A 23,835-nucleotide genomic window follows, 5' to 3' on the forward strand; every position below is an offset into this window, starting at 1 on the left:
CTCGGCGAGCTAAAAGGTACCGAGATGGGAGGCTGGATCTATGATGGCCCATTCGATGATTTAGATGCGGCCAAGATGCCGGGTGGTTATACTTATCTGGCGCAGCTGATCCGCGATGTAAAACAGAACGCCGTCCAGGCTCACCGCGTAATCCTTTGGGAGGCAGTGGGCGAGGAGGAGGGTACCGGGATTGTCCACATCGCCCCGGGCTGCGGTGCTGAAGACTTCCAGCTGGGCAAGGAATACCATATGCCGTTAATCGCTCCGCTTAACGAAGAGGGGGATTTCCTGGAAGGCTTTGGCTGGCTGAGCGGCATGCATGTCTCGGAGGTGGCTAATCCGATCTTCGAAGACCTCCGCCGTAAAGGCTTGCTGTACAGTGTGGTGCCCTACACCCATCGCTACCCGGTGTGCTGGCGCTGCAATACAGAGCTGGTTTTTCGCCTGGTGGACGAGTGGTTCATCAGCATGGGTGTCAGCTATGAGAAACCGCGGCAGGAGCTGACCAAGGAAGAAAAAGCAGCCAGCCTGCGCTACCAGATCATGGATGTGGTTGAGCAGATCAAGTGGATCCCTGAATTCGGCTTTGCACGGGAAATGGACTGGCTGCGTAACATGCACGACTGGATGATTAGCAAGAAGCGCTATTGGGGACTGGCCTTACCTATTTGGGAGTGCGAGGCTTGCGGGAATTTTGAAGTCATCGGCAGTGATGATGAGCTCAGGCAACGTGCCACGGCTGGTTTGGATGTGCTGGATGACCACACTCCCCATCGACCCTACATCGACGCAGTCACAGTAACCTGTTCAAAGTGCGCTGGAGAGATGAGGCGTGTCCGCGATGTGGGTAATCCCTGGCTGGATGCTGGGATCGTACCCTTCAGCACACTCGGCTACCGCACAGACCCAGAGTTTTGGAAGAACTGGTACCCGGCGCATTGGATCAGCGAATCGTTCCCAGGTCAATTCCGCAACTGGTTCTATTCCCTGCTGGCGATGGCCACAGTTCTGGATGGAACCCCGCCTTTCCTAGAGAATTTTGGATATGCCTTGCTGTTCGGCCCGGACGGCCGACCGATGCACAAAAGCTGGGGGAATATGATCGAATTTAATGAAGCTGCAGATAAGATGGGTGTGGACGTGATGCGCTGGCTGTTTTTAACCCACAAGCCAGAAACTGACTTGATCTTTCGCTATTCCAAGCCAAAAGACGACCCGCAGTCGGGCGTGCGCACGGGAGATGATGTACGGAAAGACTTCATCATCCCGCTGTGGAATGTCTATTACTTCTTCGCCAATTATGCCCGCCTGGATGGCTGGCAGCCTTCAGGTGGCTTTGACCCCAACTATCCGGAAGGCGACACCCCGCAGAGTGACAGCCTGCTGGATCGCTGGATACTGGCTCGCCTGAATGAAGTGGTTGAACAGGTAAATTCCCAGCTTGAAGCCTCAGACTTCATGGATGCTGCCCTGATCTGTGAAGTTTTCCTGGATGATTTATCGAATTGGTATGTTCGCCGCAGTCGCCGACGATTCTGGAAATCGGAGCACGATACTGATAAGAACACAGCTTATGCCACGCTCTATCATGTGCTGGTGAAATTTACCAGACTCCTGTCCCCCTTCATCCCGTTCATGGCCGAAGTGATCTACCAGAACCTGGTGAGAAGTGTTCAAGCCCAAGGCTATGAGAGCGTCCATCACACCTCCTGGCCGAAGGTAGATCCATCCACACTAGACGACACACTGGTTGAGCAAATGGATCTCGCCCGGCAGGTAGCGTCTCTGGGGTTGAGCGCTCGCAAGGGTGCCAATCTAAAGGTGCGCCAACCGCTCAGCAAGGTGATGGTTGTACAGCCCGGTAAGGCGGTCTTGCGCCAGGAGCTGGTGGACATCGTGGAAGATGAGCTGAATGTCAAGGCGATTGAGTTCGTTGAAAAGGAAGATGAGCTGGTCCAATACAAAATCCTGCCCGATAATAAGGTTTTGGGGCCGATGTATGGATCACGATTCCCCGAAGTAAGGGCAGCCCTAGCAGAGATTGATCCTGCCCACATTGCGGCCAGTGTGCGGGCTGGGCAGTCGGTAATCCTGGAGCTGGCTGGCGAGACGGTTGAGCTGGCCCCGGAAGCTGTGCTGGTGAACAGCGAACCTCGCCCAGGCCTGGCGGTGGCGTTTGGTAAGTCCTACATCGTTGGACTGGACACCAATATCACCCCTGAACTAAAGGCTGAAGGTCTGGCGCGCGAGATTGTCCGCCTGGTACAGGACATGCGCAAGAAAGCCGGTTTCAATATAGAAGACCGCATCACCACCTGGTACCAGGCAGAAAAAACGCTTGGAGATGTATTCAGTAGGTGGGGCGAATATATCGCTTCGGAGACGCTTACCACACAACTGCTTGACTCCCCGCCAGTTGATGGAGCCTACGTGGAAGAGTTCCAGCTCGAAGGTGAAAAGCTGGTGCTGGGAGTGAAACAGAAACAATCAGAACGATAATTGTAGTGAATAAATGATTGGCATGATTACTAGGTAAAAGGTTATGGGAGCGGTTCTTTTTATGGACCGCTCCTTATGTTTTATTCTGTTAAACTCCATGATCCCGCTAATAGGGATTATGGGAAGGTTGTTTAATAACTCCTCCACCAAATTGACTTTTATTTGGGGGATGTTGGGGTCACCTACACGGTCTTTGTGCGGAGGGGGTAGAATCGATATTTATGTCACAAAAATATAATTTAGGCATTCGTGCTTGGCTACGAGGGGAATTATAATGTAATGTTTTTAACTACTGACCCTCTGTTTGTAGATATACCTCAAATTAGCCTTAAAATATTGGGGAAAGAGCAGGGACCTGTACTCATCGGGCATGATCACCTTATCCAGCTCATCTTCCGCCCGACCCTGATTAACCACTTCCCCTGCCAGGGCGTCCAGGCTGTCAAGATAATCGAGCATCCAATCCAATTGGGAGATATCTGCCACCGGTCCATGGCCGGGTACGAAGATCGTTGCTCCGAGATTTTTAATCTCAGCATAAATCTGGCGGAGTTTCACCGGGTCGCATTCTTCTATATAAGGGTGGAATCCACTGAAGAGCAGGTCCTCCATGAACACGATCCCATCCTGGGGTAGGTATAAGATTGCATCATCAGCACAGTGACCGCCAGTGGAGGGTATAAGCCAGGCAGAGCGCTTCGAGCCTTCCAACACAAGTTTTCCTGTGAAGGTCAGTGTCGGCAGGCGGATCTGCAGGATCGGCAGGGCGGCAGCAATCCCCTGGAAATACGCATACATCAGCATGGCATTCTCCAATTCAACCTTATCCTGGATACCAGTTACTCGCTTTTCCACCGCACTCAAGCGTTCCTGGATCACCTCACTGTAGGCTTTGATCTCCTTGGGGCCTTCGGTGATGATCAGCTCTCGTGTTTCAACAGTGGAGATGACGTCTGTGTCAGCCGAAAATGCCTGGTTTCCCCAGATGTGGTCGTTATGGTAATGACTGTTGACCAGGTAGTGCACCGGGCGGCCGGTGAGTGTTTCTGCTGCAGCCCGCAGGTCGCTGGCTGCCGTCGGGGACATGAAGGCGTCATATACCAGGGTACGGTCGCCCAGATCGATGATGCCAGCGTTGCAAATCGCCCAACCAGCGGCTTTATTGACCGCGGCGTACACACCTTCCGACAGTTGTTCCAACATGAAATGGCTGGAGTTAAAAACATCTGACTTGTCCATCATCCCCTCCCCATCTGATTTTACGAACATCGCTTTGCCCTGGATATATCTTACTCTTTTTTGCGTAATTACTCAATCGGGTTGAGGCGATTACGAAGATCAACGGCGCCATCTTAAAAAGGAGACGGAACATAAAGTCCCTGCCACTACGTCTACAGATAGCCAGCCAGTGATCAACCACCGGCTTAAAATGACGTTTGTATTGTCAAGTGCAAGTGTCCGCACTTAAATCCAGGCCTACGTTTTCGAGTACAATTATTAAAACTCTCAACAAAAGAGCGACAGCTTATGAATCCAAAACTTACCCTGGCAATCATCGGCGGCTCGGGGCTGTACCATATGCCCGGGCTGAAAGATTCTACGGAGCATGAACTCACGACGCCCTTCGGAAAGCCTTCCGCTCCAATCATCACGGGCACGCTGGAAGGGATTGAGGTGGCCTTCCTGGCCCGCCATGGCATTGGCCATCATATTTCGCCAACCGAAGTGAATTACCGCGCCAATATCTATGCTCTGAAGATGCTAGGCGCTGAGCGAGTGGTGAGTATCTCAGCGTGCGGCAGCCTGCGCGAAGATTACATCCCTGGCGACCTGGTCATACCTGACCAATTATTCGATCTAACCCGTAACCGGCAACGTACGTTCTTTTCCGATGGACTGGTGGCGCATATTGGGGTGGCTGAGCCTTTCTGCCCTGATCTGTCTAACCAGCTCTACCAGGCTGTAGCGGCTACCGCAGCTCAGGTCCACCAGTGTGGGACGCTCATCACCATTGAAGGACCTCGCTTTTCGACCAAAGCGGAATCGAATGTCTACCGTTCGTGGGGCATGTCCATTATCGGGATGACCACCTCACCGGAAGCCTTTCTGGCCCGCGAAGCTGAGCTGTGTTACAGTGTGATGGCCCACGTCACCGACTATGACGTGTGGCACCTGGAAAAAGAACCGGTCAGTGTGGAAGCGGTGATCACAGTCCTGAATCGCAACACCCACATCGCCCAGCAGGCGATCGCCAACCTGGCAAGGAATCTCGAGCCAGAGCACCGGTGTGAGTGTGCCAACGCCCTGGCGACTGCCCTGATCACCCAACCGGAACGCATCCCACCTGCGACACGCCAAAAGCTGGACCTGTTGGTGCGAAAATACCTGTAACTTCAGCTTGAGCAAAAACCCCGTCTCTTCAACTGACCGTACTGAACAGCGCCTGCTGATCCTGGCAGGGGCTTTCATGGCAGTATTTTCCCTGGCCCTGTCCTTATCGAATGCGGCCCGGCTGCGCACCTGGCAGGTGGATTACCGCTGGGTGCACTGGCTGGGGTTCGCCGTGTGGCTCATCGTTGCCTGGTTACTCCACCAGCAGCTCGCCCGCCACCTTCCCGATCGTGACCCTTTTCTCTTTCCAATCACAGCCCTTCTAAGCGGATGGGGATTGCTGACGATCTGGCGCCTATCAGACGGCCTGGGGCTACGGCAGAGTGCCTGGTTATTGCTGATCGGGATCGCCTTCATGCTGGCCATCCGCTTCGACCGCACGGGTGAAAATGGCCGCATCCTGGAATACCTGCGGCGTTTCAAATACGTTTGGCTGACCTCTGGGCTGCTACTAACAGCTGCTACGCTCTTCCTGGGGACAAACCCGATGGGGGGCGGGCCACGCCTGTGGCTGGGTTGCTGTGGTTTATACTTTCAACCTTCCGAGCCCCTCAAGCTGCTTTTGATCATTTACCTGGCCGCTTACCTGGCAGACCGTCAGGTGACACAGGCGTCTTCCACCAGACTGCTACCCTTATTAACCCCCACGCTGCTCATGACTGGATTGGCATTGCTTCTGCTTGTTTTTCAACGCGACCTGGGAACCGCAGCTTTGTTCATGGTGCTTTATGCAGTGGTCGTTTACACGGGTACCGGTAAGAAGCGCGTGCTGCTGGCCAGCCTGGTGATACTGCTCTTAGCGGCAGCCGCTGGTTATGCATTATTTGATGTGGTCAGCCTGCGGGTGGACGCCTGGATCAACCCTTGGCTTGATCCTGCTGGTCGCTCGTACCAAATCGTGCAATCACTGCTGGCGGTGGCGAATGGAGGTTTATTCGGCCGGGGTGTGGGAATGGGCAGTCCGGCTTTGGTGCCCATTGCTCAATCAGACTTCATCTTTTCAGCAGTCAGCGAGGAGATTGGGCTGGTAGGTGCGCTGGGCGTCCTGGTCTTGTTAGCACTGCTGGTCAGCCGGGGGATGCGCCTGGGAATGAAATCGGGAGACCTGTTTCACCGGCTGCTAGCAATCGGGCTGGTGGTGCACCTGGTGGGGCAGAGTATTTTGATCATCGCCGGCAACCTGCGCGTGTTACCGCTTACCGGGGTTACCCTGCCTTTCGTGTCCTATGGGGGTTCGTCACTGTTTGTGTCATACTTTGAGCTATTATGCCTGCTGTTGATCAGCAACCGCCAGGAGGAGCTCATAGAATTTCAGCCCACGGTATTGAAAGCCCAGACCAATCTTAACCTGTTGATCTCGGCGGGCCTTCTAGCTGGGCTGGCAGTGACAGCCCTTGCCGCCGGCTGGTGGAGCCTGGTGCGTGGCCCTGACGTGCTTACCCGCACCGATAACGCACGCCGGACCATTGCCGATCGCTATGTTAAGCGAGGCTCGATCCTGGATAACCACGGGCAGATATTGGCAGAATCACTGGGGCAACCTGGCGATTACACACGCCAGTACAATTACCCTGCCCTCAGCCCCTTGCTTGGGTATACCGACCCGGTGTATGGGCAGGCTGGCGTGGAAGCCAGCCAGGATAATTACCTGCGTGGACTACAGGGTTACCCGGCATTGACCACCTGGTGGGAGCACCTGCTTTACGGGCAGCCACCCCCAGGATTGGACATCAGCCTGAGCCTTGACATGGACCTGCAAGCCAAAGCTGACGATCTGTTGAAAGGCCACAAAGGTGCGTTGGTGCTGCTGAACGCCCGAACAGGCGAAATCCTATCTATGGCTTCCAGCCCCAGCTTTGATGCCAACCAGCTGAGCAGTAGCTGGAATGAGTTATTGAATGACCACAATGCTCCGCTGTATGATCGGGCAGCCATGGGGTTGTATCCAACGGGGAATTCACTGGCACCCTTCCTGCTGGCAGCCACTGGGATGGATCCATCCAGCAACTATCCAGGGACGGTTGGGACGGAGTGTGCCCTGGTTCCAGTTGGCAATGCTTGGGGTGATCTGGTTGCCGCTGGTTGCGATAGTTCACTAAAGAAGTTGGTCGCGAGTATGAGTAACCAGGAAATGCTCGATCTGCTAGACAAGCTGGGGCTCTTCACCGCGCCAGCATTTCAAGTTGAGACGCTAAGCTCAAGCATGCCGGCTAACATTACAGATACCATTACATACCTGTCTGGCCAGAGCTCGATCAAAAATCCAGAGCCAGCGCTCCTGGCAAGCCCACTTCAAATGGCACTAGCTGCCGCTACTTTAAGCAATCACGGCGAGCGACCCGCTCCTCGATTGGTGATGGCAGTGGATACCCCACTGTCGGGTTGGATCACTTTGCCGCTTACCTCCCAGGCTGTGCAGGCATTATCAGAAATTAGTGTCAATCGTACCGTAGGAGGCGCCGTTTCCGAAGATTTGCCCATCTGGCAGCTGGTAACATCAATTAAAAACACTCCTAGTGCGAGCACAAGCACTGATCAGGGCTCGTTAGGCAGCTCCTGGTACCTGGGAGGCACTTCACTAGAATGGAGTGGAGCGCCGCTGGCTTTAGCGGTTGTGATCGAAGAAAATAACCCCCAGCTGGCCCGGCAGATTGGCCACTCCTTGTTGCAAACAGCCATCTCACCTTAATCATGAAACAATATCAGTATATTAATTATATTAATTCTCTTGACATACTGTATATTATACAGTATAATGTGACAAAGGATGATTGATATGGAAAATACGCAAACCATTGAAAACATGATACTGGAAATGCGGCGCGGGGTGATCGTCCTGGCGGTTCTCAGCCAGTGTGAGCAGGAACAATATGGTTACTCACTGATGAAATCCTTATCGGATAAAGGGCTCGAAATCGACCAGGGCACACTCTACCCCTTGCTGCGGCGGCTGGAATCACAGGGTTTGCTCAGCTCCAACTGGCGCCTCGAGGATGCCCGCCCACGCCGCTATTATGTGATCAGCCAGGAAGGTCAGGCAATCCTGCCAAGGCTCATCACCGAATGGGAAGCCATGGTCCAGATGATGGGACTGATGTTGAAATCGTAACGAGGAGAATAAAAATGGATACTATGATAGATCGCTACCTAGCAGCCGTTAGTGACAATTTACCTGCCAAACAACGCAAAGACACTGTGACCGAGATCCGTTCTCTAATCCAGGATGCATTGGAGGATCGCAGTAAAGCCGAAGGTCGGGCACCCGATGACGAGATGATGGCGGCGGTGCTCAAACAATTTGGCCCACCCGAAAAAATCGTAGCCCCCTACCTGCCGGAAAAATACCTGATCGGGCCACGGCTCTTCCCCACCTTCATGCTGGTATTGCGCATCGCCCTGCCCATCATTGCAGTCCTGGCTATGGTAGGATTTTGGGTCGGGCAGTCGCAGGCAGCTTTCATCTCTGGTGCTGAGCTACTGGCCGATATCATCAAATCCTTGGGAACTGCCTTATCGGCGGTCGTGCAGGCTTTCGGCAATATCGTCCTGATCTTCGCCATCCTGCAGTGGGCTCTGCCAGAATTCAAGTTGCCGGCCAAGGAGGCTGAATGGGAACCACACAGCCTGAAAGCCATCAGCCAACCTGATAAGATCAAGCGTGGTGAGCTGATTACGGAGATTATCTTCACCTTTCTGGGATTGATTATCTTCAACTTTTACCTGGACAAGGTGGGCATCTACAACCTGGTCGGTGGTCAGTGGGTGATGACACCCATCCTGGAGCCCGCTTTCAATGCCTACATCCCTTGGTTCGACCTGCTGTGGACCCTGACCATTGTGCTGGATGTGGTCCTGCTGCGCAGGAATGCCTGGCAAACCGGGTCAAGGTTGTTCTCCATCGTGCTGAGCGGTTTGAACATCGCCCTGGCTGTCAGCCTGATGATGAATATCCCTTACCTGTACACGCTGCAAGGAGCCCTGGGCATGCAAGGTGTGGAAGGTATCCTACAATCGCTGCTGAATCAGGCTTTGATCATCGTGTTTGGTATCGTGATTATTGTCAGTGGAGTCAAGATCATCCAACAAGTGATCCGCCTGGTGCGCCCCAAACCTGTTTTGGAATAGAAGATTTCTTTGAATAAACAACACACCGGCGGTTAAATCATGCAGATTTATCGCCGGTGGATTTTTTAATAAATCAAATCTTGTTGCACCATTCTGGGTTTCTATATATACTAGACTCCATTCAATTGACCGGGTCAATTTCACATGACTGGCCCAAGCACAATGGTATTCGCCAGGGCACAATCTCCGTAAGGCGATTCCAATAGCTTACCCGGATTCTCCTCCTGTAATCGGATGACCAGTGTGGTCATACAGGCACTCAGACGGATACCTAGATTAAGAGAAACCACCCTACGGTGTGACACTCGACGCTACCCTGGCGACATGGGGCTTGTTTTTTGTAACTTAGTTCAGAACGATTGATCCTTCACACAAGATTTTCTAAATTCCTAGGAGGCTAAGCATGAGCTGGTATATCACCTGTTGGAAGAAGTATGTGGATTTTAGCGGCAGGGCAAGAAGAAGAGAGTACTGGTGGTTCTACCTGGTTAATATCATCATTGCCTGGATCTTGGCGATGATTGCCCTGTTTACGAGCAACGAAAACCAGGCGTCACCATTTTATTGGGTCATCGTTTTATACAGCTTTGCAATCATTCTGCCCAGCCTGGCTGTGCAGATCCGACGGTTGCACGATGTAGGTAAAAGCGGTTGGTGGATTTTTATTTCTCTCATCCCGTTTATTGGTTCCCTGTGGCTGCTGGTATTAATGCTCACCGACAGCCAGTCAGGCAGCAACCAGTATGGGCCGAATCCAAAGGAAGCGCCTGCCGTTCCTGCATCTGTGTAAAGGTCTTCTAAAGAAAAATCTCAGCGTAACTTAGCGATTGCAGAGTCGCTCAAGCTCTGCATTAGCTGAAGGATTTTCATTTGTTTGGAGCTTGACTCGATCATTCGGCGGCCAGTTAATTGCGACTGGCTTCCGTTTTTTTACCTTGTTTGCTAAGCATCCATTATTTATCCGGGAATAGTCTATAATGAAACGCAAAGCAGAATTAAATACCGCTTGCCCATGCATAAATTGCAGAAACTACAAGTCTTATTGAGTATTTGCCTGAGCCTGACATTGCTCGCTGTTCAGGCAGGCACTACAACGAGGAAGGCAGCGCCGGCTTTCAGCGCGCCAGTGTTGAAATGGCAACGAGGTGGCTGCTATAACTCATGGTGTGAAACAGGCTGGTATTCCTCCCCGGCCACCGCTGACCTGGACGATGATGGGCAGGTGGAAGTGATTGCCTCAGCCTATTCTATTTTCGTGCTGAATGGAGAGACTGGCATGCTCGAGTGGAAGGTTTCATCCGGGCATGACCGCTCAGAGCCTAATGCATCCAATGTCGGGCGAACCTGGCCTGGCATTGTCGTCGCGGATGTGGACCAAGATGGGGATGAAGAAATCGTCACCGCCCACGGTGGCGGATGGGTGTCAGTGTACACTGCACAGGGATATTTCGAGCCAAATTGGCCCCAGCGACCATCAGACCATGAGCTACGTGGTTTATCAGCCAGTGACCTGGATGGTGACGGATCGTTGGAAATCATCGTGACTGGCGCGGTGGGCAACCGGACCAACACCTGGATTTATGAAGCCGATGGGACGCTCCGGCCAGGCTGGCCTCAATTGAGCAACGACAGCGGGTATGCCTGGGGCGTGTACAATGCCAATGCCTCGGTAGGTGACCTGGATGGGGATAAACATAATGAAATCGTCGTACCTTCCGATGTCCATTACATCTGTGCTTACGAAGCCAACGGTATGCAGATTCCTACAAACGAGATTTATGGCGGCAAAGCTTGGGGAAAGGTGGGCGTATGGGAGAGGCTGGAAACCGAGCTGCGCGGCTGGGGTCAGTGCAACGGAGTGCGAGTGGAAAGCTTCCGCACCAACTTTGCCGATGGGCCAAGTGTCATTGCTGACGTGAATGGCGACGACGTGAATGAAGTAGTGGTAACGGGTAATACATACGACTGCAGCACTGATCCATATACAAGCAAATATGATGGCGTTTTTATCCTGAACGCAGACCGAAGCCGCTTCAATGACGGCAACTTTGACTGGCAGACTGTACCAATCGACACAGGTGCCCCACTGGCGGAGAATTACAACCTCATTGAAAGCGCTCAGCCAAATCCAGCCGTAGCCGACCTGGATGCCGATGGCCATTTGGAGATCATTTATGCTTCATACGATGGGCGGGTGCATGCATTCTGGCTTGATAAAAGTGAGCAAGGCAGTTGGCCATATTCTGTCACACAGCCTGCAGAAGGTTTTATTCGTTTTGCCTCCGAGCCAGCCATTGCCGACCTGGATAATAACGGCCAGGCTGAAGTGATCTTCAGCTCCTGGACACAAAAAGGTAGTAATCATACGGGCAAGCTGCACATCCTGGATTATTTGGGCAATCCGATCTACGAAGTGGACCTGCCAGCAGCTTTCGGAGGCAGAGACTGGAATGGCGCACTCCCCGCCCCGACCCTGGCAAATATCGATTCTGATGATAACCTTGAGGTCATCCTGCTGACGGCCAGCTCGGGAGTGGTAGCGTATGACATGCCTGGCACAGCGGAAGCACTGATCCTGTGGGGTACAGGCAGAGGGGATTATCAGCGGGATGGATACCTTGCGAATGCAGTCAGGCCAAGTTTACATGATTCGACGAAGGTTGCCAGCTCGTGGCGTATTGCACCTGGTGAGTTATTCACCTATACCATAACCCTACACAATCCTGGTCAGCTTATCTACAACGCCAGCATGACAGATGTGTTGCCGCCGCTGGTGTCTTATGCCGATAACCTCTGGGCATCCTCAGGCAGTGCTACTTATTCCGACGGTGTGGTTTCCTGGACTGGACCTGTTAATTCTGCTGAGGATGTGCTCATTCGTTTCACTGCCATCATGGATAGCAGCATCACCGAACCAGTGGTGGTCGTCAACACAGCACAAATTTCAGACGGCCTCGGTCACAGCTGGCTGCCCAAAGCGCGCGTGTATGTTTTGGGCAAGGCGATTTTCTTGCCCCTTGTTGGGCATTAGCCAATGTATCGATCCGATTGACTTTCTAAATTTATAAGTGAGGTGATATGCGCCACCCATTGTTGTGCCTCCAAGCGGAAGATCAAAAGAAAGCCTTTATCATCCTGCTCAGCCTGACCATAGTGATCATGCTGGTCATGAACCTGATCGGGGCGCCATTGACCACAACCACTGCGCCGGCAGGCATCGTCTCATTTGAACTGGCCTTTACGCCCTCACGTGCCGAAGATATTCTCAGCTCATGGAACCCAGATAGCCAGCTCAGGGCAGCCTTCATCCAGGGGCTTGATTTCCTCTTTCCATTGGTATACAGTGCTGCACTCGGGTTGGGCTGTATCTTGGCAGGGCGGGTTTTACTCGAGCGGAGAAAACCACTTGCTACCTGGGGGCTCATCCTGGCTTGGGCGCTGGTCGTGGCGGCAGCATGCGATTACCTGGAAAATATAGCCCTGGTCACTGAGTTGTTCGGTAAAGTGATATCTCCATACCCCCAAATTGCAGGCATATGTGCTTTGTTAAAATTCTCGGTAATCATTATTGCTATCATCCATATTCTGTATGGACTGGTGGTTCGCCTGACTACCAGGCCAGTGGCAGGTAATGCAACTTGATAGACAACAAAGCGTATATAAGAATAAAACAATGATATATGGAGGCAATCATGAATAAGAAATTTTTGCTCGTTCCCCTGGTCGTACTCACCCTGGTTAGCCTGGCATGTTCAGTGACCATCAACCTGCCGGATACCAAAACGAAAGTTGGAGATACAGTGTCAGAAACCATCAACGTGCCTCTGCCATCCAACCAGACAGTGCCAGCAGAGGTAAGTATCAGCTTTGGGGCCGGTACCCTTAAGATTCAGCCTGGCGCTACCGAAGGGATCATCAGTGGCTCTGCGCGCTACAATGTTGCTGAGCTGAAACCGGTCGTCACCACCAATGGGAATTCTGTCAGCGTAACCCAAGGTAGTTTTAAATTGAAAGGCCTGCCAACCTTCGGTTCTGATGTTGTTAATGAATGGGATTTGGCCTTTGCCAATACCCCGATGAGCCTGGTGATCAAGGCCGGCGCTTATGAAGGCAATTATGAGCTGGGTGGGTTATCCATCAATCGCCTGGAAGTGACCGATGGAGCTTCCAAGGTAAGCTTAGGATTTACTACCCCTAACCAGGTGGAGATGACCACCTTGAAGTACAGCACCGGAGCGTCAGAAGTAAAGATTAGCGGATTGGGCAATGCCAATGTCGACGCGGTGTCCTTCACTGGCGGGGCAGGCAGCTATACGCTTGATTTCAGTGGAACCTTGCAGCGGAATATGACGGTCAGCATAGATTCGGGAGTCAGCAGCGTCACCATCCTCGTTCCCACGGGAGTGGCGGCCCAGGTGACCTCGGAAAGCTCACTTACTTCGGTGATGTCCTCCAGCAGCTGGCAACAGTCGGGCAACACCTACCAGCAGTCCGGCAGCGGATATAAAATCACCATCCTGGTAAAGATGGGGGCTGGAAGCCTGCAATTGGAAAATAGCAAGTAAAGGAATAAAAAAGCTGGCAGTAAGTTCGCCAGCTATCATCTTAAATAGCAATTCATGTGATAATGAATCAGGCTGCCCCTTTTCATGAGACGGGCAGCCTGAACCTTTATAATTATTCGTTCGCCTTATAACCGGGACCTTTGGTATAAAAATAATAATTCAGGGGGATATCCTTGGTCAAATCCACCACTTCACCCGCAGCCAATTCACGCGTGGTGTTCAGCACCACCGGTTTTCCATGGTGGTCAACGCCTTCATAATGCCCGCTGAGACCCACCAAATTGACCCGTTCACCTCCCTTGGCGGTATATGCCGAAGGGACTTCATCTTCGGGGAAGATGGCTTCGAAGGGGCATTCTGGGATACACGCCCCACAGTCGATGCACGTATCCGGGTCGATGTAAAACAGGGGGTACTGGTCGATGGGCTTCCCACCGACGATGCACTCTACCGGGCAGACATCCACACAGCCAGAATCACGCAGGCACAAGCTTGTAATGATATGGGTCATAATTGAATCCTCCTTTTTAAATTATCAATATCGTCCTTCTATTGGATACAAAACACGTATTGCAGCATAAAAAATTTTATTCTGGCAGCACCCCTTTGTCAAGCAAATACCATTAGAAGCCCATTAAGGTAGCGATGGATAATTTTCAGGCTGGATCTTATCAATATTAAAAGTTCATCATCTTCATTTGCTTGACAAGTACTCTTAATCTTATTATTATCCATCCATACTATCAATTATATCTTGTTCAATAGGAGGACATATGATTTACGAGATTTTAAACAAAGTTGACCAGAAACTACACATCGATACCGCTCAAGCACATTGCGACATCCCGTGTGGGATCTATGACCCGATCATCGCCCAGATCAGCGCTTTGACCGTAGTTCGCATGCTTGACCTGATGACCGAGTTTGAAGCGAAAACTCCAGATCGCAACAAGGAATATATGAACAGCATGGCCCGCTACATTGCCGTTAAGGAAGAGCACGCAGAACGTGCCAAGGCAGAGATCCGGGTAATCTGGGGTGATTATCTCAAAGCCCAGCACCTTGAAAAATATCCCAATGCTCATGCCCTGGTACACAAGATCATGCAGCAGGGCTCGAAAGTGCGCCAGACCACCGACCGTGAGCAAGCCACCCAGCTGGTGGAAGCCATCAATGAATTTGCCCAGATGTTCTGGGAGACCAAAGGGATCGCCACAAAGCGCGCCAAGGCACCCTACGCCCCGGCATTGGAGCTTGTTTACCCGGCCTTGTAATGCTTAAATTCTTGAAAATCGTGGGGGAAAGCCTTTCCCCCGGTTTCGAGCATGGGGATTTTGTCCTTGTGAGCAAAATCCCCTTTTTGTTCTCTCCTCCCGCTGTAGGAGACGTTATCGCTTTTCACCAGCCAGGCTACGGCACGTTAATCAAACGTATCCAGGCGGTGGATACTACAGGCATGGTTGAAGTGATCGGTACCCAGCCGGATAGCACCGACAGCCGCGTTTTTGGGCCTGTCAGGCGCAAGAATATTATCGGCAAGGTTGTCTGGCATATCCACAAGACCTGAACGCCTGCCGCATGACAACCAGGATTGGTGAATTTCGTCTATAATAAGCCACCGTAGATGGATTCACCCAAGCACCCCCCTGTTCCACCCATTTTAGCCATCATTATCGGCATCCTGGCGGTCTCAACTGCCTCGATATTCATCCGCTTCGCCCAGCAGGAAGCCAGCTCGCTGGTGATCGCCGCCTGGCGGCTGACCATCGCCTCTCTCATCCTGGTGCCGGTCGCAGCCACCAGGCAGAAACGCGAGCTGACCTCACTTAAACGTCCTGAGCTTCTTCTGGCATTGCTTTCAGGCATCTTCCTGGCGTTACATTTTGCCACCTGGATCACTTCATTGCAATACACAACGGTGGCCAGCTCAGTGGTGCTGGTGAGCACGATCCCGCTCTGGGTGGCACTGCTCTCGCCATTTACCATCAAGGAACCCATCACGCGGGCGGTGTGGATCGGCTTGATCCTGGCCCTGGTGGGAGGCGCGGTGGTAGCTGTCAGCGATTCCTGCACGATCTCTGCAGGCAGCATAGCCTGCCCGAGCCTGATAAATTTCATGCAGGGAAAGGCATTCCTGGGTGACATGCTGGCGATCTGCGGGGCCATCGCCGGAGCGGGTTACTTGCTGATCGGCCGGAAGCTGCGTGCCAAAATGTCACTGGTCGGTTACATCTCACTGGTCTATGGCATGGCAGCGGTAGTGCTGGTCATTATTATGCTTTCAGCCGGGGAGAAAGCGTTTGGTTACTCTCCACAGATCTATTTATGGTTGATCCTGCTGGCGGTCATCCCGCAGCTGATTGGCCACTCCACCTTTAATTGGGCCTTGGGCTACCTCTCCGCTGCGTTTGTCTCCATCACACTCTTGGGTGAGCCAATCGGGTCGACCATCCTGGCATATTTCATCCTGGATGAAAAACCCACCTCCCTCAAGCTGTTGGGCGGGGGGTTAATCCTGGTGGGGATATATATTACTTCACGGTCAGAAGTGGGAAAAACCCCCGAGCTCCCAGATTGAATGGTCGATACAGATGGTGATTTATACCTCTCATCGCGGTTAATTTCGCGTCCTGCAGGATCGACGGGTGATGCGGGTAAGGTGTAGAGACTTCTAAGCAGGGTGCTTGCCGGGGAAGAAGTAAAAGATTGCGAATCGCTGGCGCAGGCTGGAAGAGCAGGGAAAAGTTGATGTATACTAGGATAAATCTCCACATCGACTAGACTATTGGTAAATGACACCACCTAAAACACAGAACTCCCCGATCAGGGAAATTTCATCAGGGCAGGGATATGACGGCATCGTCGACGAAGGCGCCGGCTGTGCTGTACGTTTCCAGCGCTTCCTGTGGGATTTTGTTGGGATCTTCCTGCTGGCATTCGCTCTTCTCACCCTGATTGCACTCTTTTCGCTGCCTACTTCCGGTGGCACCCTGCTCACCTTGTGGCGCAACTTCATCAGGCATGCCTTCGGATATGGGGCCATCCTGGTAGCCCTAGGCAGTGCAGTAGCCGGTATCCTGGTGCTGCGCTTACATTCGTCACACTCAGGCGTCAACGGAGAACCAGTCGCCTCAGCGGACAGGAAGATTCCCTGGGGCCGCCTCATCGCCCTGGAAGTGGCTGCTTTCGCCGCCCTTGGCTTGCTGACCGTGATCGGTGGGCGGCTGGTAGGGAGGGCTGAGCAAGGCCTGGATGGAGGTTTTGTAGGCTGGGGTTTAGCCGATTTAATGGCATTGGGGCTGAGAGCCATCGGCCTGGACCGTAATCTGTGGGGAGGGATCGTCTTTGGAGTGATCCTGCTGGTATGCCTACTGTATGGGATGGGATTGGTACCAGCTTTGTATAAATCTCTGCAAAAAATAACCACCACCAAGCCACCCAGCCCGGTGGTTAGTGAGCCGGTGGTCAGCGTTGCACCTTCAACGGCAGGGGCAGGCGCCAGCCCCATGCGGGCTGAGAGTAAGAAGCGCCGTACGCTGGTGCCGACTGAATTCCGGAAACGCCTGGTGGCTGCCAACGAACCAGCAAAAAATCTACCTCCGCCTCAGCGGGATGAACATCTGCCATCGCTCGATATGCTGGTGAAAGACCAACAAGATCGACCGGACGAACGCAACATCAACCAAACCGCTGGGATGATCGAGAAATCGTTGGCGGAATTCGGTATCCCCGCCAAGGTGGTCGGGTACCGGGTGGGGCCAACGGTAACCCAGTTTGCAGTCGAGCCAGGATTTCTTGAAAAAGGCAGCTCCGACGAAGAACAGGCGAACAAGATTAAAGTACGCGTAGCACAGATTGCAGGCTTGCGGCGCGACCTGGCATTAGCCCTGTCGGCTGAGCGCTTGCGGATCGAAGCACCCGTCCCTGGCCGACCGTATGTGGGCATCGAAGTACCGAATAACCGCACCAGCATGGTAAAACTGCGCTCAATCCTTGAAACGGAAGCTTTTTACAAGGTGAACTCCCCACTGGCCATCGCCCTGGGGCGAGACGTAAGCGGCCTTCCCGTGGTAGCTGACCTCAGCACCATGCCACATTTGTTAATCGCCGGCACCACCGGCTCCGGGAAGTCCGTCTGCATTGCAGCCATCACCACCTGCCTGGTGATGAATAATACGCCTGATGATTTGCGCCTGGTGATGATCGACCCAAAAATGGTTGAGCTGATCCGCTTCAATGGCTTGCCGCACCTGTTCGGAAAGGTTGAAACCGACATTCAGCGTATCCTGGGTGTCTTGCGCTGGGTGGTAGCCGAGATGGACCGGCGTTATAAGCTTTTAGAGGAAACCCACGCTCGAAATATCGACTCATATAACCGTAAGGTTCGACGGCATAAGCTGGTTGCACCCTTACCCCGCGTCGTGGTATTGCTGGATGAGCTGGCTGACCTGATGATGACTGCCCCTGACCAGACCGAGCCAATGTTGATCCGCCTGGCACAACTGGCGCGGGCCACAGGCATCCACCTGGTAGTTGCGACCCAACGTCCCAGCACCGACGTGGTGACTGGCTTGATTAAGGCCAACTTCCCGGCCCGCATATCGTTCGCGGTGGCTTCCTCGGTAGACTCGCGCGTGATCCTCGATACAGGTGGTGCCGAAAGCTTGCTTGGGCATGGAGACATGCTATTCATGCCCCCCGAAGTGGCCGCACCCGTCAGAGTACAGGGGGTGATGGTTTCCGACAGTGAAGTGGAGAAAGTGATCACCTACTGGCAAACCATCCATCCCCTCGAACAAGGAGTCGTGCCTCCCTGGGAGGATTTCCTCAAAGAAGAAGCTGTGCTGGCAGACCGGGATGAGCTGGTGAAGAAAGCCATCGAGATGCTGCGCGGAGAAAAACGCACCAGTGCTTCGATGCTCCAACGCCGCCTACGCATTGGCTACCCGCGCGCGGCGCGCTTAATGGATGAGCTGGAAGAAATGGGTGTGGTTGGCCCTGCCCAGACAGGCGGCCGTGAGCGTGAGGTATTGCTGGAGAACGACGAAACAGAAGATGAATGAGTCCATCGGGGGTGTTTTATCTTGACATCCGCTGCTGCATGAGATAGCATACGTGAGTTTAATTTAGCGTTGGAAAGGTAGCGTGACCCATCCGTTGGAACAATCTCAACCTAAAAAACAAAGAATGACCTTATCAGACCGGGCTCGAATAGTATTTAAAGGAGTCCTCGACCCATTCGGGGCATTCTTTAACCGCCTGGGAATCTACCCGAATACGATGACGTTGATTGGTGTGGGTGGAAATGTTGTGGCAGCCGTTTTGCTGGCCCTGGGATACATTACTGTGGGTGGCATCCTCGTTTTACTCATGGGGCTGGTGGACACACTCGATGGCACCATGGCACGTTTACGCGGTATGCCTACGGATTTTGGAGCCTTCGTAGATTCGGTCTCTGACCGATATTCAGAGCTGATCATCCTGGGGGGACTGCTGTATCACTTCGCCCATCAAGCCGATTGGATTTCTGTGATCGGGATCTATATCGCAGCCAGCGGGTCGGTGCTGGTATCTTACATCAGGGCGAGGGGCTCAGCTGTAGGGATGGATACCAAGGTTGGATTCCTCAGCCGCTTTGAACGCTACCTGGTACTGGCACCTACCCTGATCCTGAGCATCCCGATGGTGGGGGTGTGGATCATCGCCGTGCTGGCTAATGTTACTGCCATACAGCGCATCGTGGACGTGCGGCGGCAAGCTCACGAACAAAACAAAATCTTGCGGAAAGATAACTCGAATACCAAATAGTAAGGAGAGGTCGCCATGCCAAGTGGTATACCCAGCGGTTTTTTTATCGGAACATTTTATCTCAGATTTTATGGCATCATCCTGATGCTTGGTGCCCTTGCTGCAGCCTTCCTGGCCGAGCATGAGGCCAAACGCAAGGGATTAAAAAGCGAATTCGTCTGGGACGCTTTGATCTGGGTGCTGATCGCTGGCATTATCGGGGCACGCTTGTGGCACGTCTTTACCCCACCCCCATCCATGCAGGCTATGGGCTATACCACCCAGTATTACCTGACCCACCCACTGGCACTGATCAACACCCGCGCTGGCGGATTAGGCATCCCGGGGGCGGTGATCGGGGGAGCAATTGGTTTATACCTGTATTCCCGCCATCGCAAGATGAGTTTCTTAATCTGGGCAGATATCGCTGCACCAGCAGTCGCCCTGGCCCAGGCCATTGGCCGTTGGGGTAACTACTTCAACCAGGAGCTGTACGGGAAACCCACCAACCTGCCATGGGCTGTCACCATCGCCCCTGAGAACCGGGTGCCCGGTTATACCCAATACTCAACCTTCCAGCCGCTATTCCTGTATGAATCAATTTGGAACCTGCTCAACATGGGGCTCTTGCTGTGGATGTCGAGAAAATTTGAAGGGAAATTAAAAGACGGGGATATCTTCCTGACCTACCTTGTGCTTTATCCCATCGGCAGGTTCTTCCTGGAATTCCTGCGCCTGGATGCACCCCGTTTTGGCACGATCAATATCAACCAGATGTTCATGCTGGTTGTAGCCCTGGTTTCGGGCTTCGTGCTATTCTGGCGATATCGCAAACAGGACGTCATTCCCCCGGCAGATACAGAAACACCCAGCCAGCCATCAGTCAACTGATCATCACACCATGCGCTGCTGCGGATAAAAATGCGGGTTGAATGATCCAGACTGATAAGCTCAGTAAATCATTTAATAATTTCATCGCTGTGGACCAGGTCAGCCTGGAGGTCCGCTCAGGAGAAGTGCTGGCATTGCTAGGGCCTAATGGTGCAGGGAAGACCACTACTTTGCGTATGCTGACTTCCGTGCTCAAACCCACAGGCGGTTGGGCGCGCGTGGCGGGCTACGATGTCGTCACACAACCTGCGGAGGTGCGGGCTTCAGTGGGCGTCTTGACTGAACAACATGGCCTGTATGGTCGAATGAACGCCCTGGAATACCTGGATTTCTTCGGACAGATTTACCACATGGATAGCGCAACCCGCCAGGTGCGGACCGCTGAGCTGCTGGAGCAATTTGGATTGTTTGAAGACCGCAGGCGAAAAATTGGTGAATACTCCAAGGGCATGCGACAGAAGCTGGCCCTGGCGCGGGCACTGATCCATGACCCACCGGTGCTGCTGATGGACGAACCGACTTCTGCCATGGACCCGGAGAGCGCTCGGTTGGTGAGGGATGCAATCCACGGGCTGCGTAGTGCCAAGCGCACCATCATCATCTGCACCCACAACCTGGCTGAAGCGGAAGAGCTGGCCGATAAGATCGCCATCATCCAGCATGGGCGCATTATCATCCTTGGCCAGGTCGAGGAGCTTAAAAATCACCTGTTAGGGGCAGCTCAATTCGAAGTACGCCTGGGAGCAGCGATAGATCTCTCCCAGCTCAACCTGCCGGCATCGATCAGCCTGCTCCATCATGGTGAGAACTGGTTCCAATATGAAACTGAGACCCCTGTGCGGGCCAATCCGCAGGTCGTCCAATACCTGGTGAACCAGAATGTCCCCGTGATGGGCTTAGCAGAGATCCCGCGTAGCCTGGAAAAAGTCTATCTGCAAGCTGTTGGTGCTGGCGAGAATGGCAACCACACCCCTGGGAAGGACGCATCAGGAAGGATCGGCAAAGGGAACACTCATGCTGGATAACATCCGCCCCGCCCTGATCATCACCCGCCGTGAGATCCGCGATCAGCTGCGCGACTGGCGTATCATCCTACCCATCGCGGTTCTAACGATCATTTTTCCATTCCTGGCCAACTTCACTACCCGCCGTATCCTGGAATTTGTCCAGCGTTATGGGGCCACCCTGATTGCCGAGCGCTTCATCCCCTTCCTGTTGATGATCGTGGGGTTTTTTCCCATCTCCATCTCACTGGTGATCGCCCTGGAAAGCTTTGCCGGAGAATCTGAACGGCGTACGATCGAGCCATTGTTGAGTAGCCCGCTTAATGATGGGCAGCTGTATCTGGGAAAATTGCTGGCCTGTGTAATCACCCCTTTGATGGCAGCCTACCTGGGCATGGGGGTGTACCTGGCGGGCATCTACCGCCTGAGTAGCTGGCGGCCTGAACCCATGTTCCTGGTGCTGATCATCCTGCTGACAGCAGTCCAGGCCCTGGTGATGGTATGTGGGGCAGTGGTCATCTCCACCCAAACCACCTCGGTTCGGGCAGCCAATTTACTGGCTTCCTTCATCATCATCCCGGTAGCTTTGTTGATCCAGATTGAATCGGTGATGATGCTGTGGGCAGACTACAACGTGTTGTGGTGGGCTGTGCTGGCCCTGGTGGTGCTGGCTATTTTGCTGGTGCGCATGGGGGTTACCCACCTAAACCGGGAAGAGCTGTTGGGGCATGAGATCGACACGCTAAACTTGCGATGGATGGGAAAGGTCTTCCGCCGCCAATTCATGGGTGATGCCCATTCGGTTAAAGAATGGCTGCAGTATGAAATCCCACATACCTTGAGCCGCATGTGGATACCCATCAGCTGGATGACCGTGCTGCTCGTGGCAGTCACTTACCTGGGAGCGGTCGAATTCAACCGGCTCGGCATCAGCGCCAGCCAGATCGGTTTCGATCGGCTGGGAAAAATCGATTCCCAGATCCTCAGCCAGATGGGCCAGATGGGATTCTTTAACCCTGGCAGCGTGCTCACCCTGTTCTGGCACAACCTGCGGGCGGTAAGCATTGCAGCGTTGTTAGGCAGCTTCACGCTGGGTGTAGCGGGGGTCCTGGTCTTGATGTTGCCGATGGGCTTGATCGGGTTTTTTACGGGAGCGGCCAGCCTGGCAGGGCTAAGCCCGCTGACCGTCCTGGCAGCCTTCACCCTGCCACATGGCTTGCTGGAGATCCCAGCTATCATCCTGTCTGGGGCAGCCATCCTGCGGGTTGGCGCCAGCTTTGTATCCCCAAACCAGGGCCAGTCAATCGGGGAAGGTCTGGTTAAATCTTTGGCAGATTGGGCCAAGATCACCCTGGTGATTGTCCTCCCGCTTTTTTTGGGTGCAGCAATATTGGAAGTATTCGTCAGCCCGCAAGTGATGGTGAAGTTGTTAGGCGGGGGTTAGGAACTCAAGCTGCCAGCTCACCAACCGGTGACAAACGGCAGCCAATCTGTATTGTCATGCAGATGCCGGGCAAATAGATAAGTTGCTGAGGCCGGAGGCACCGATGGAACCCGTAGCAGGTGCATCTGGGCCTGGTCGATCGTGCGCCCGCCCTTGCGGTGATTGCAGTGCGGGCAGGCAGCCACCAGGTTCGTCCAAACATGCTCACCACCCAGGTGACGAGGGACAATGTGGTCCACAGTGAGGGTGGAGAAATGCTGCCCACAATACTGGCAGGTGTAGTCATCACGGCGCAGCACCTCCCGCTTGGTCAGCTTTACCCGTGGGTGTGGACGGTGGATCATCTTCTCGAGACGGATGACAGATGGACGCGGGTAGATTAGCCGTATGGTCTTGATCTCACCGCGCCCATTCAATATCAAGCTGGCTTTTCCATCAATGATGAGGGTAATGGCGCGGCGGGTATTGCAGACGTTGATCGGCTCGAAATTCGCATTGAGAACCAGAACGGGGGCCTGCATAACTGCCTCTAATTCTGCGAATTATAGCACACTCATCTCAAGCGCACAGACGCCCGAACGAGTTCCACCGGCAGGTATATGCTCTCAAGTACGCGACACCCACCTGGCATTAATCCCCTTCTGTTGGCCCAAAAACATGTGCAGCTGGGCACCATGCTCCTGGACATGGCGCATGTTATCCAGCAGCAGCTCAGCGTAGCTGATCTTCCAATTGCTCCAGGGGAATTCACAGTCTTGATGGGCTTTTTCATCCGTGAAGGTATCTAATATCCGAGAACATTCCAGGCGGCAGTGATCAAGATAAGCAAGCAGCTCATCCTTAGTAAACACTTTTTCCGGGAGCACTCCTTGTGGTTCCAGCTCGTTGAGGTCAAACGGTGCCGGTGGAGTGAAGCCTTCGGCAGTACCAGACAGGTAGAGATCCAACCAGAACAATGCGTGGTAAGTCACGTACCAAAAATCGGAGAACCCGGGTGGCGCGGTAAGGTCGTCCCACAGCTTCGCCTGCCAAAGTTCATCTGGGCAGGCGCTGATCGCCTCGCTGAGCATCTCGATCGAGGCGATAAATTGGCTCTTTAGCACTTTTTTCCAAAGCTCGTCCATCCGGT

General features: G+C 53.3%; 19 protein-coding genes and 1 pseudogene. 16 read left to right on the top strand and 4 right to left on the bottom strand.

The genetic code is table 11. The features are described from left to right. Positions 1–2,784 precede the first annotated feature (2,784 nt). Complete coding sequence (locus tag C3F13_08755; protein ID PWB53495.1) at positions 2,785–3,768, bottom strand: hypothetical protein; 984 nt, start codon at positions 3,766–3,768, stop codon at positions 2,785–2,787. Between the two features lie 258 nt (positions 3,769–4,026). On the opposite strand from C3F13_08755, the gene mtnP reads away from it, so the two are divergent. The 8 genes and pseudogenes from mtnP to C3F13_08795 all read left to right on the top strand — a co-directional run bounded on the left by mtnP (position 4,027) and on the right by C3F13_08795 (position 13,580). Continuing rightward, positions 4,027–4,890: an S-methyl-5'-thioadenosine phosphorylase gene (gene mtnP, locus C3F13_08760; protein PWB53496.1), complete on the top strand. Its 864-nt coding sequence runs from the start codon at positions 4,027–4,029 to the stop codon at positions 4,888–4,890. 7 nt (positions 4,891–4,897) lie between these two features. Next, entirely contained in the window at positions 4,898–7,579 is a 2,682-nt protein-coding gene (locus C3F13_08765) for a hypothetical protein (GenBank protein PWB53497.1), read from the top strand. Positions 7,580–7,666: 87 nt separating this feature from the next. Further along, positions 7,667–7,999, top strand: coding sequence for a PadR family transcriptional regulator (locus C3F13_08770; protein ID PWB53498.1), 333 nt, complete (start codon positions 7,667–7,669; stop codon positions 7,997–7,999). 14 nt (positions 8,000–8,013) lie between these two features. Then, positions 8,014–9,015, top strand: a complete 1,002-nt coding sequence (locus C3F13_08775) for a hypothetical protein (GenBank protein PWB53499.1) — start codon at positions 8,014–8,016, stop codon at positions 9,013–9,015. Between the two features lie 403 nt (positions 9,016–9,418). Continuing rightward, complete coding sequence (locus C3F13_08780; protein PWB53500.1) at positions 9,419–9,805, top strand: DUF805 domain-containing protein; 387 nt, start codon at positions 9,419–9,421, stop codon at positions 9,803–9,805. A gap of 222 nt (positions 9,806–10,027) precedes the next feature. Further along, positions 10,028–11,623: pseudogene (locus tag C3F13_08785) on the top strand (hypothetical protein). 470 nt (positions 11,624–12,093) lie between these two features. After that, entirely contained in the window at positions 12,094–12,657 is a 564-nt protein-coding gene (locus C3F13_08790; protein PWB53501.1) for a hypothetical protein, read from the top strand. 38 nt (positions 12,658–12,695) lie between these two features. Then, a complete protein-coding gene (locus tag C3F13_08795) occupies positions 12,696–13,580 on the top strand; it encodes a hypothetical protein (protein PWB53502.1) in 885 nt (294 codons plus the stop codon). A 112-nt stretch (positions 13,581–13,692) separates the two neighbouring features. On the opposite strand, the gene C3F13_08800 is transcribed toward C3F13_08795, so the two are convergent. Continuing rightward, the gene (locus C3F13_08800; protein ID PWB53503.1) at positions 13,693–14,091 is read right to left on the bottom strand and encodes a hypothetical protein; all 399 of its coding nucleotides are present in this window, start codon (positions 14,089–14,091) and stop codon (positions 13,693–13,695) included. Positions 14,092–14,353: 262 nt separating this feature from the next. On the opposite strand from C3F13_08800, the gene sodN reads away from it, so the two are divergent. The 8 genes from sodN (at position 14,354) to C3F13_08840 (ending at position 22,706) form a co-directional block, all read left to right on the top strand. Further along, positions 14,354–14,854, top strand: a complete 501-nt coding sequence (sodN, locus tag C3F13_08805) for a superoxide dismutase, Ni (GenBank protein ID PWB53504.1) — start codon at positions 14,354–14,356, stop codon at positions 14,852–14,854. Continuing rightward, positions 14,854–15,147, top strand: coding sequence for a S26 family signal peptidase (locus C3F13_08810; protein PWB53505.1), 294 nt, complete (start codon positions 14,854–14,856; stop codon positions 15,145–15,147). The genes sodN and C3F13_08810 overlap by 1 nt, the downstream gene beginning before the upstream one ends. A gap of 57 nt (positions 15,148–15,204) precedes the next feature. Then, entirely contained in the window at positions 15,205–16,158 is a 954-nt protein-coding gene (locus tag C3F13_08815; GenBank protein PWB53506.1) for a hypothetical protein, read from the top strand. A 214-nt stretch (positions 16,159–16,372) separates the two neighbouring features. Further along, positions 16,373–18,643, top strand: coding sequence for a DNA translocase FtsK (locus tag C3F13_08820; GenBank protein ID PWB53507.1), 2,271 nt, complete (start codon positions 16,373–16,375; stop codon positions 18,641–18,643). A gap of 124 nt (positions 18,644–18,767) precedes the next feature. Next, positions 18,768–19,388, top strand: coding sequence for a hypothetical protein (locus C3F13_08825; GenBank protein PWB53508.1), 621 nt, complete (start codon positions 18,768–18,770; stop codon positions 19,386–19,388). A gap of 15 nt (positions 19,389–19,403) precedes the next feature. Continuing rightward, complete coding sequence (locus C3F13_08830; protein PWB53509.1) at positions 19,404–20,258, top strand: prolipoprotein diacylglyceryl transferase; 855 nt, start codon at positions 19,404–19,406, stop codon at positions 20,256–20,258. A 41-nt stretch (positions 20,259–20,299) separates the two neighbouring features. After that, a complete protein-coding gene (locus C3F13_08835) occupies positions 20,300–21,283 on the top strand; it encodes an ABC transporter ATP-binding protein (protein PWB53510.1) in 984 nt (327 codons plus the stop codon). Beyond that, positions 21,216–22,706, top strand: coding sequence for a hypothetical protein (locus C3F13_08840; GenBank protein ID PWB53511.1), 1,491 nt, complete (start codon positions 21,216–21,218; stop codon positions 22,704–22,706). The genes C3F13_08835 and C3F13_08840 overlap by 68 nt, the downstream gene beginning before the upstream one ends. Positions 22,707–22,723: 17 nt before the next feature. On the opposite strand, the gene C3F13_08845 is transcribed toward C3F13_08840, so the two are convergent. Together C3F13_08845 and C3F13_08850 are read right to left on the bottom strand one after the other, a co-directional pair. Next, entirely contained in the window at positions 22,724–23,227 is a 504-nt protein-coding gene (locus C3F13_08845; protein PWB53512.1) for an HNH endonuclease, read from the bottom strand. Between the two features lie 84 nt (positions 23,228–23,311). Beyond that, positions 23,312–23,830: a DinB family protein gene (locus C3F13_08850; protein ID PWB53513.1), complete on the bottom strand. Its 519-nt coding sequence runs from the start codon at positions 23,828–23,830 to the stop codon at positions 23,312–23,314. Positions 23,831–23,835 lie beyond the last annotated feature (5 nt).

It is taken from the genome of Anaerolineales bacterium, assembly GCA_003105035.1.
Lineage (GTDB): Bacteria > Chloroflexota > Anaerolineae > Anaerolineales > UBA4823 > FEB-25.

What these genes read in the sequence shown, in the direction of transcription:
- C3F13_08755 (PWB53495.1), bottom strand. Translation starts at nt 3,768, where the DNA reads ATGTTCGTAAAATCAGATGGGGAGGGGATGATGGACAAGTCAGATGTT.
- mtnP (PWB53496.1), top strand. Translation starts at nt 4,027, where the DNA reads ATGAATCCAAAACTTACCCTGGCAATCATCGGCGGCTCGGGGCTGTAC.
- C3F13_08770 (PWB53498.1), top strand. Translation starts at nt 7,667, where the DNA reads ATGGAAAATACGCAAACCATTGAAAACATGATACTGGAAATGCGGCGC.
- C3F13_08775 (PWB53499.1), top strand. Translation starts at nt 8,014, where the DNA reads ATGGATACTATGATAGATCGCTACCTAGCAGCCGTTAGTGACAATTTA.
- C3F13_08780 (PWB53500.1), top strand. Translation starts at nt 9,419, where the DNA reads ATGAGCTGGTATATCACCTGTTGGAAGAAGTATGTGGATTTTAGCGGC.
- C3F13_08790 (PWB53501.1), top strand. Translation starts at nt 12,094, where the DNA reads ATGCGCCACCCATTGTTGTGCCTCCAAGCGGAAGATCAAAAGAAAGCC.
- C3F13_08795 (PWB53502.1), top strand. Translation starts at nt 12,696, where the DNA reads ATGGAGGCAATCATGAATAAGAAATTTTTGCTCGTTCCCCTGGTCGTA.
- C3F13_08800 (PWB53503.1), bottom strand. Translation starts at nt 14,091, where the DNA reads ATGACCCATATCATTACAAGCTTGTGCCTGCGTGATTCTGGCTGTGTG.
- sodN (PWB53504.1), top strand. Translation starts at nt 14,354, where the DNA reads ATGATTTACGAGATTTTAAACAAAGTTGACCAGAAACTACACATCGAT.
- C3F13_08810 (PWB53505.1), top strand. Translation starts at nt 14,854, where the DNA reads ATGCTTAAATTCTTGAAAATCGTGGGGGAAAGCCTTTCCCCCGGTTTC.
- C3F13_08815 (PWB53506.1), top strand. Translation starts at nt 15,205, where the DNA reads ATGGATTCACCCAAGCACCCCCCTGTTCCACCCATTTTAGCCATCATT.
- C3F13_08820 (PWB53507.1), top strand. Translation starts at nt 16,373, where the DNA reads ATGACACCACCTAAAACACAGAACTCCCCGATCAGGGAAATTTCATCA.
- C3F13_08825 (PWB53508.1), top strand. Translation starts at nt 18,768, where the DNA reads ATGACCTTATCAGACCGGGCTCGAATAGTATTTAAAGGAGTCCTCGAC.
- C3F13_08830 (PWB53509.1), top strand. Translation starts at nt 19,404, where the DNA reads ATGCCAAGTGGTATACCCAGCGGTTTTTTTATCGGAACATTTTATCTC.
- C3F13_08835 (PWB53510.1), top strand. Translation starts at nt 20,300, where the DNA reads ATGATCCAGACTGATAAGCTCAGTAAATCATTTAATAATTTCATCGCT.
- C3F13_08840 (PWB53511.1), top strand. Translation starts at nt 21,216, where the DNA reads ATGGCAACCACACCCCTGGGAAGGACGCATCAGGAAGGATCGGCAAAG.
- C3F13_08845 (PWB53512.1), bottom strand. Translation starts at nt 23,227, where the DNA reads ATGCAGGCCCCCGTTCTGGTTCTCAATGCGAATTTCGAGCCGATCAAC.
- C3F13_08850 (PWB53513.1), bottom strand. Translation starts at nt 23,830, where the DNA reads ATGGACGAGCTTTGGAAAAAAGTGCTAAAGAGCCAATTTATCGCCTCG.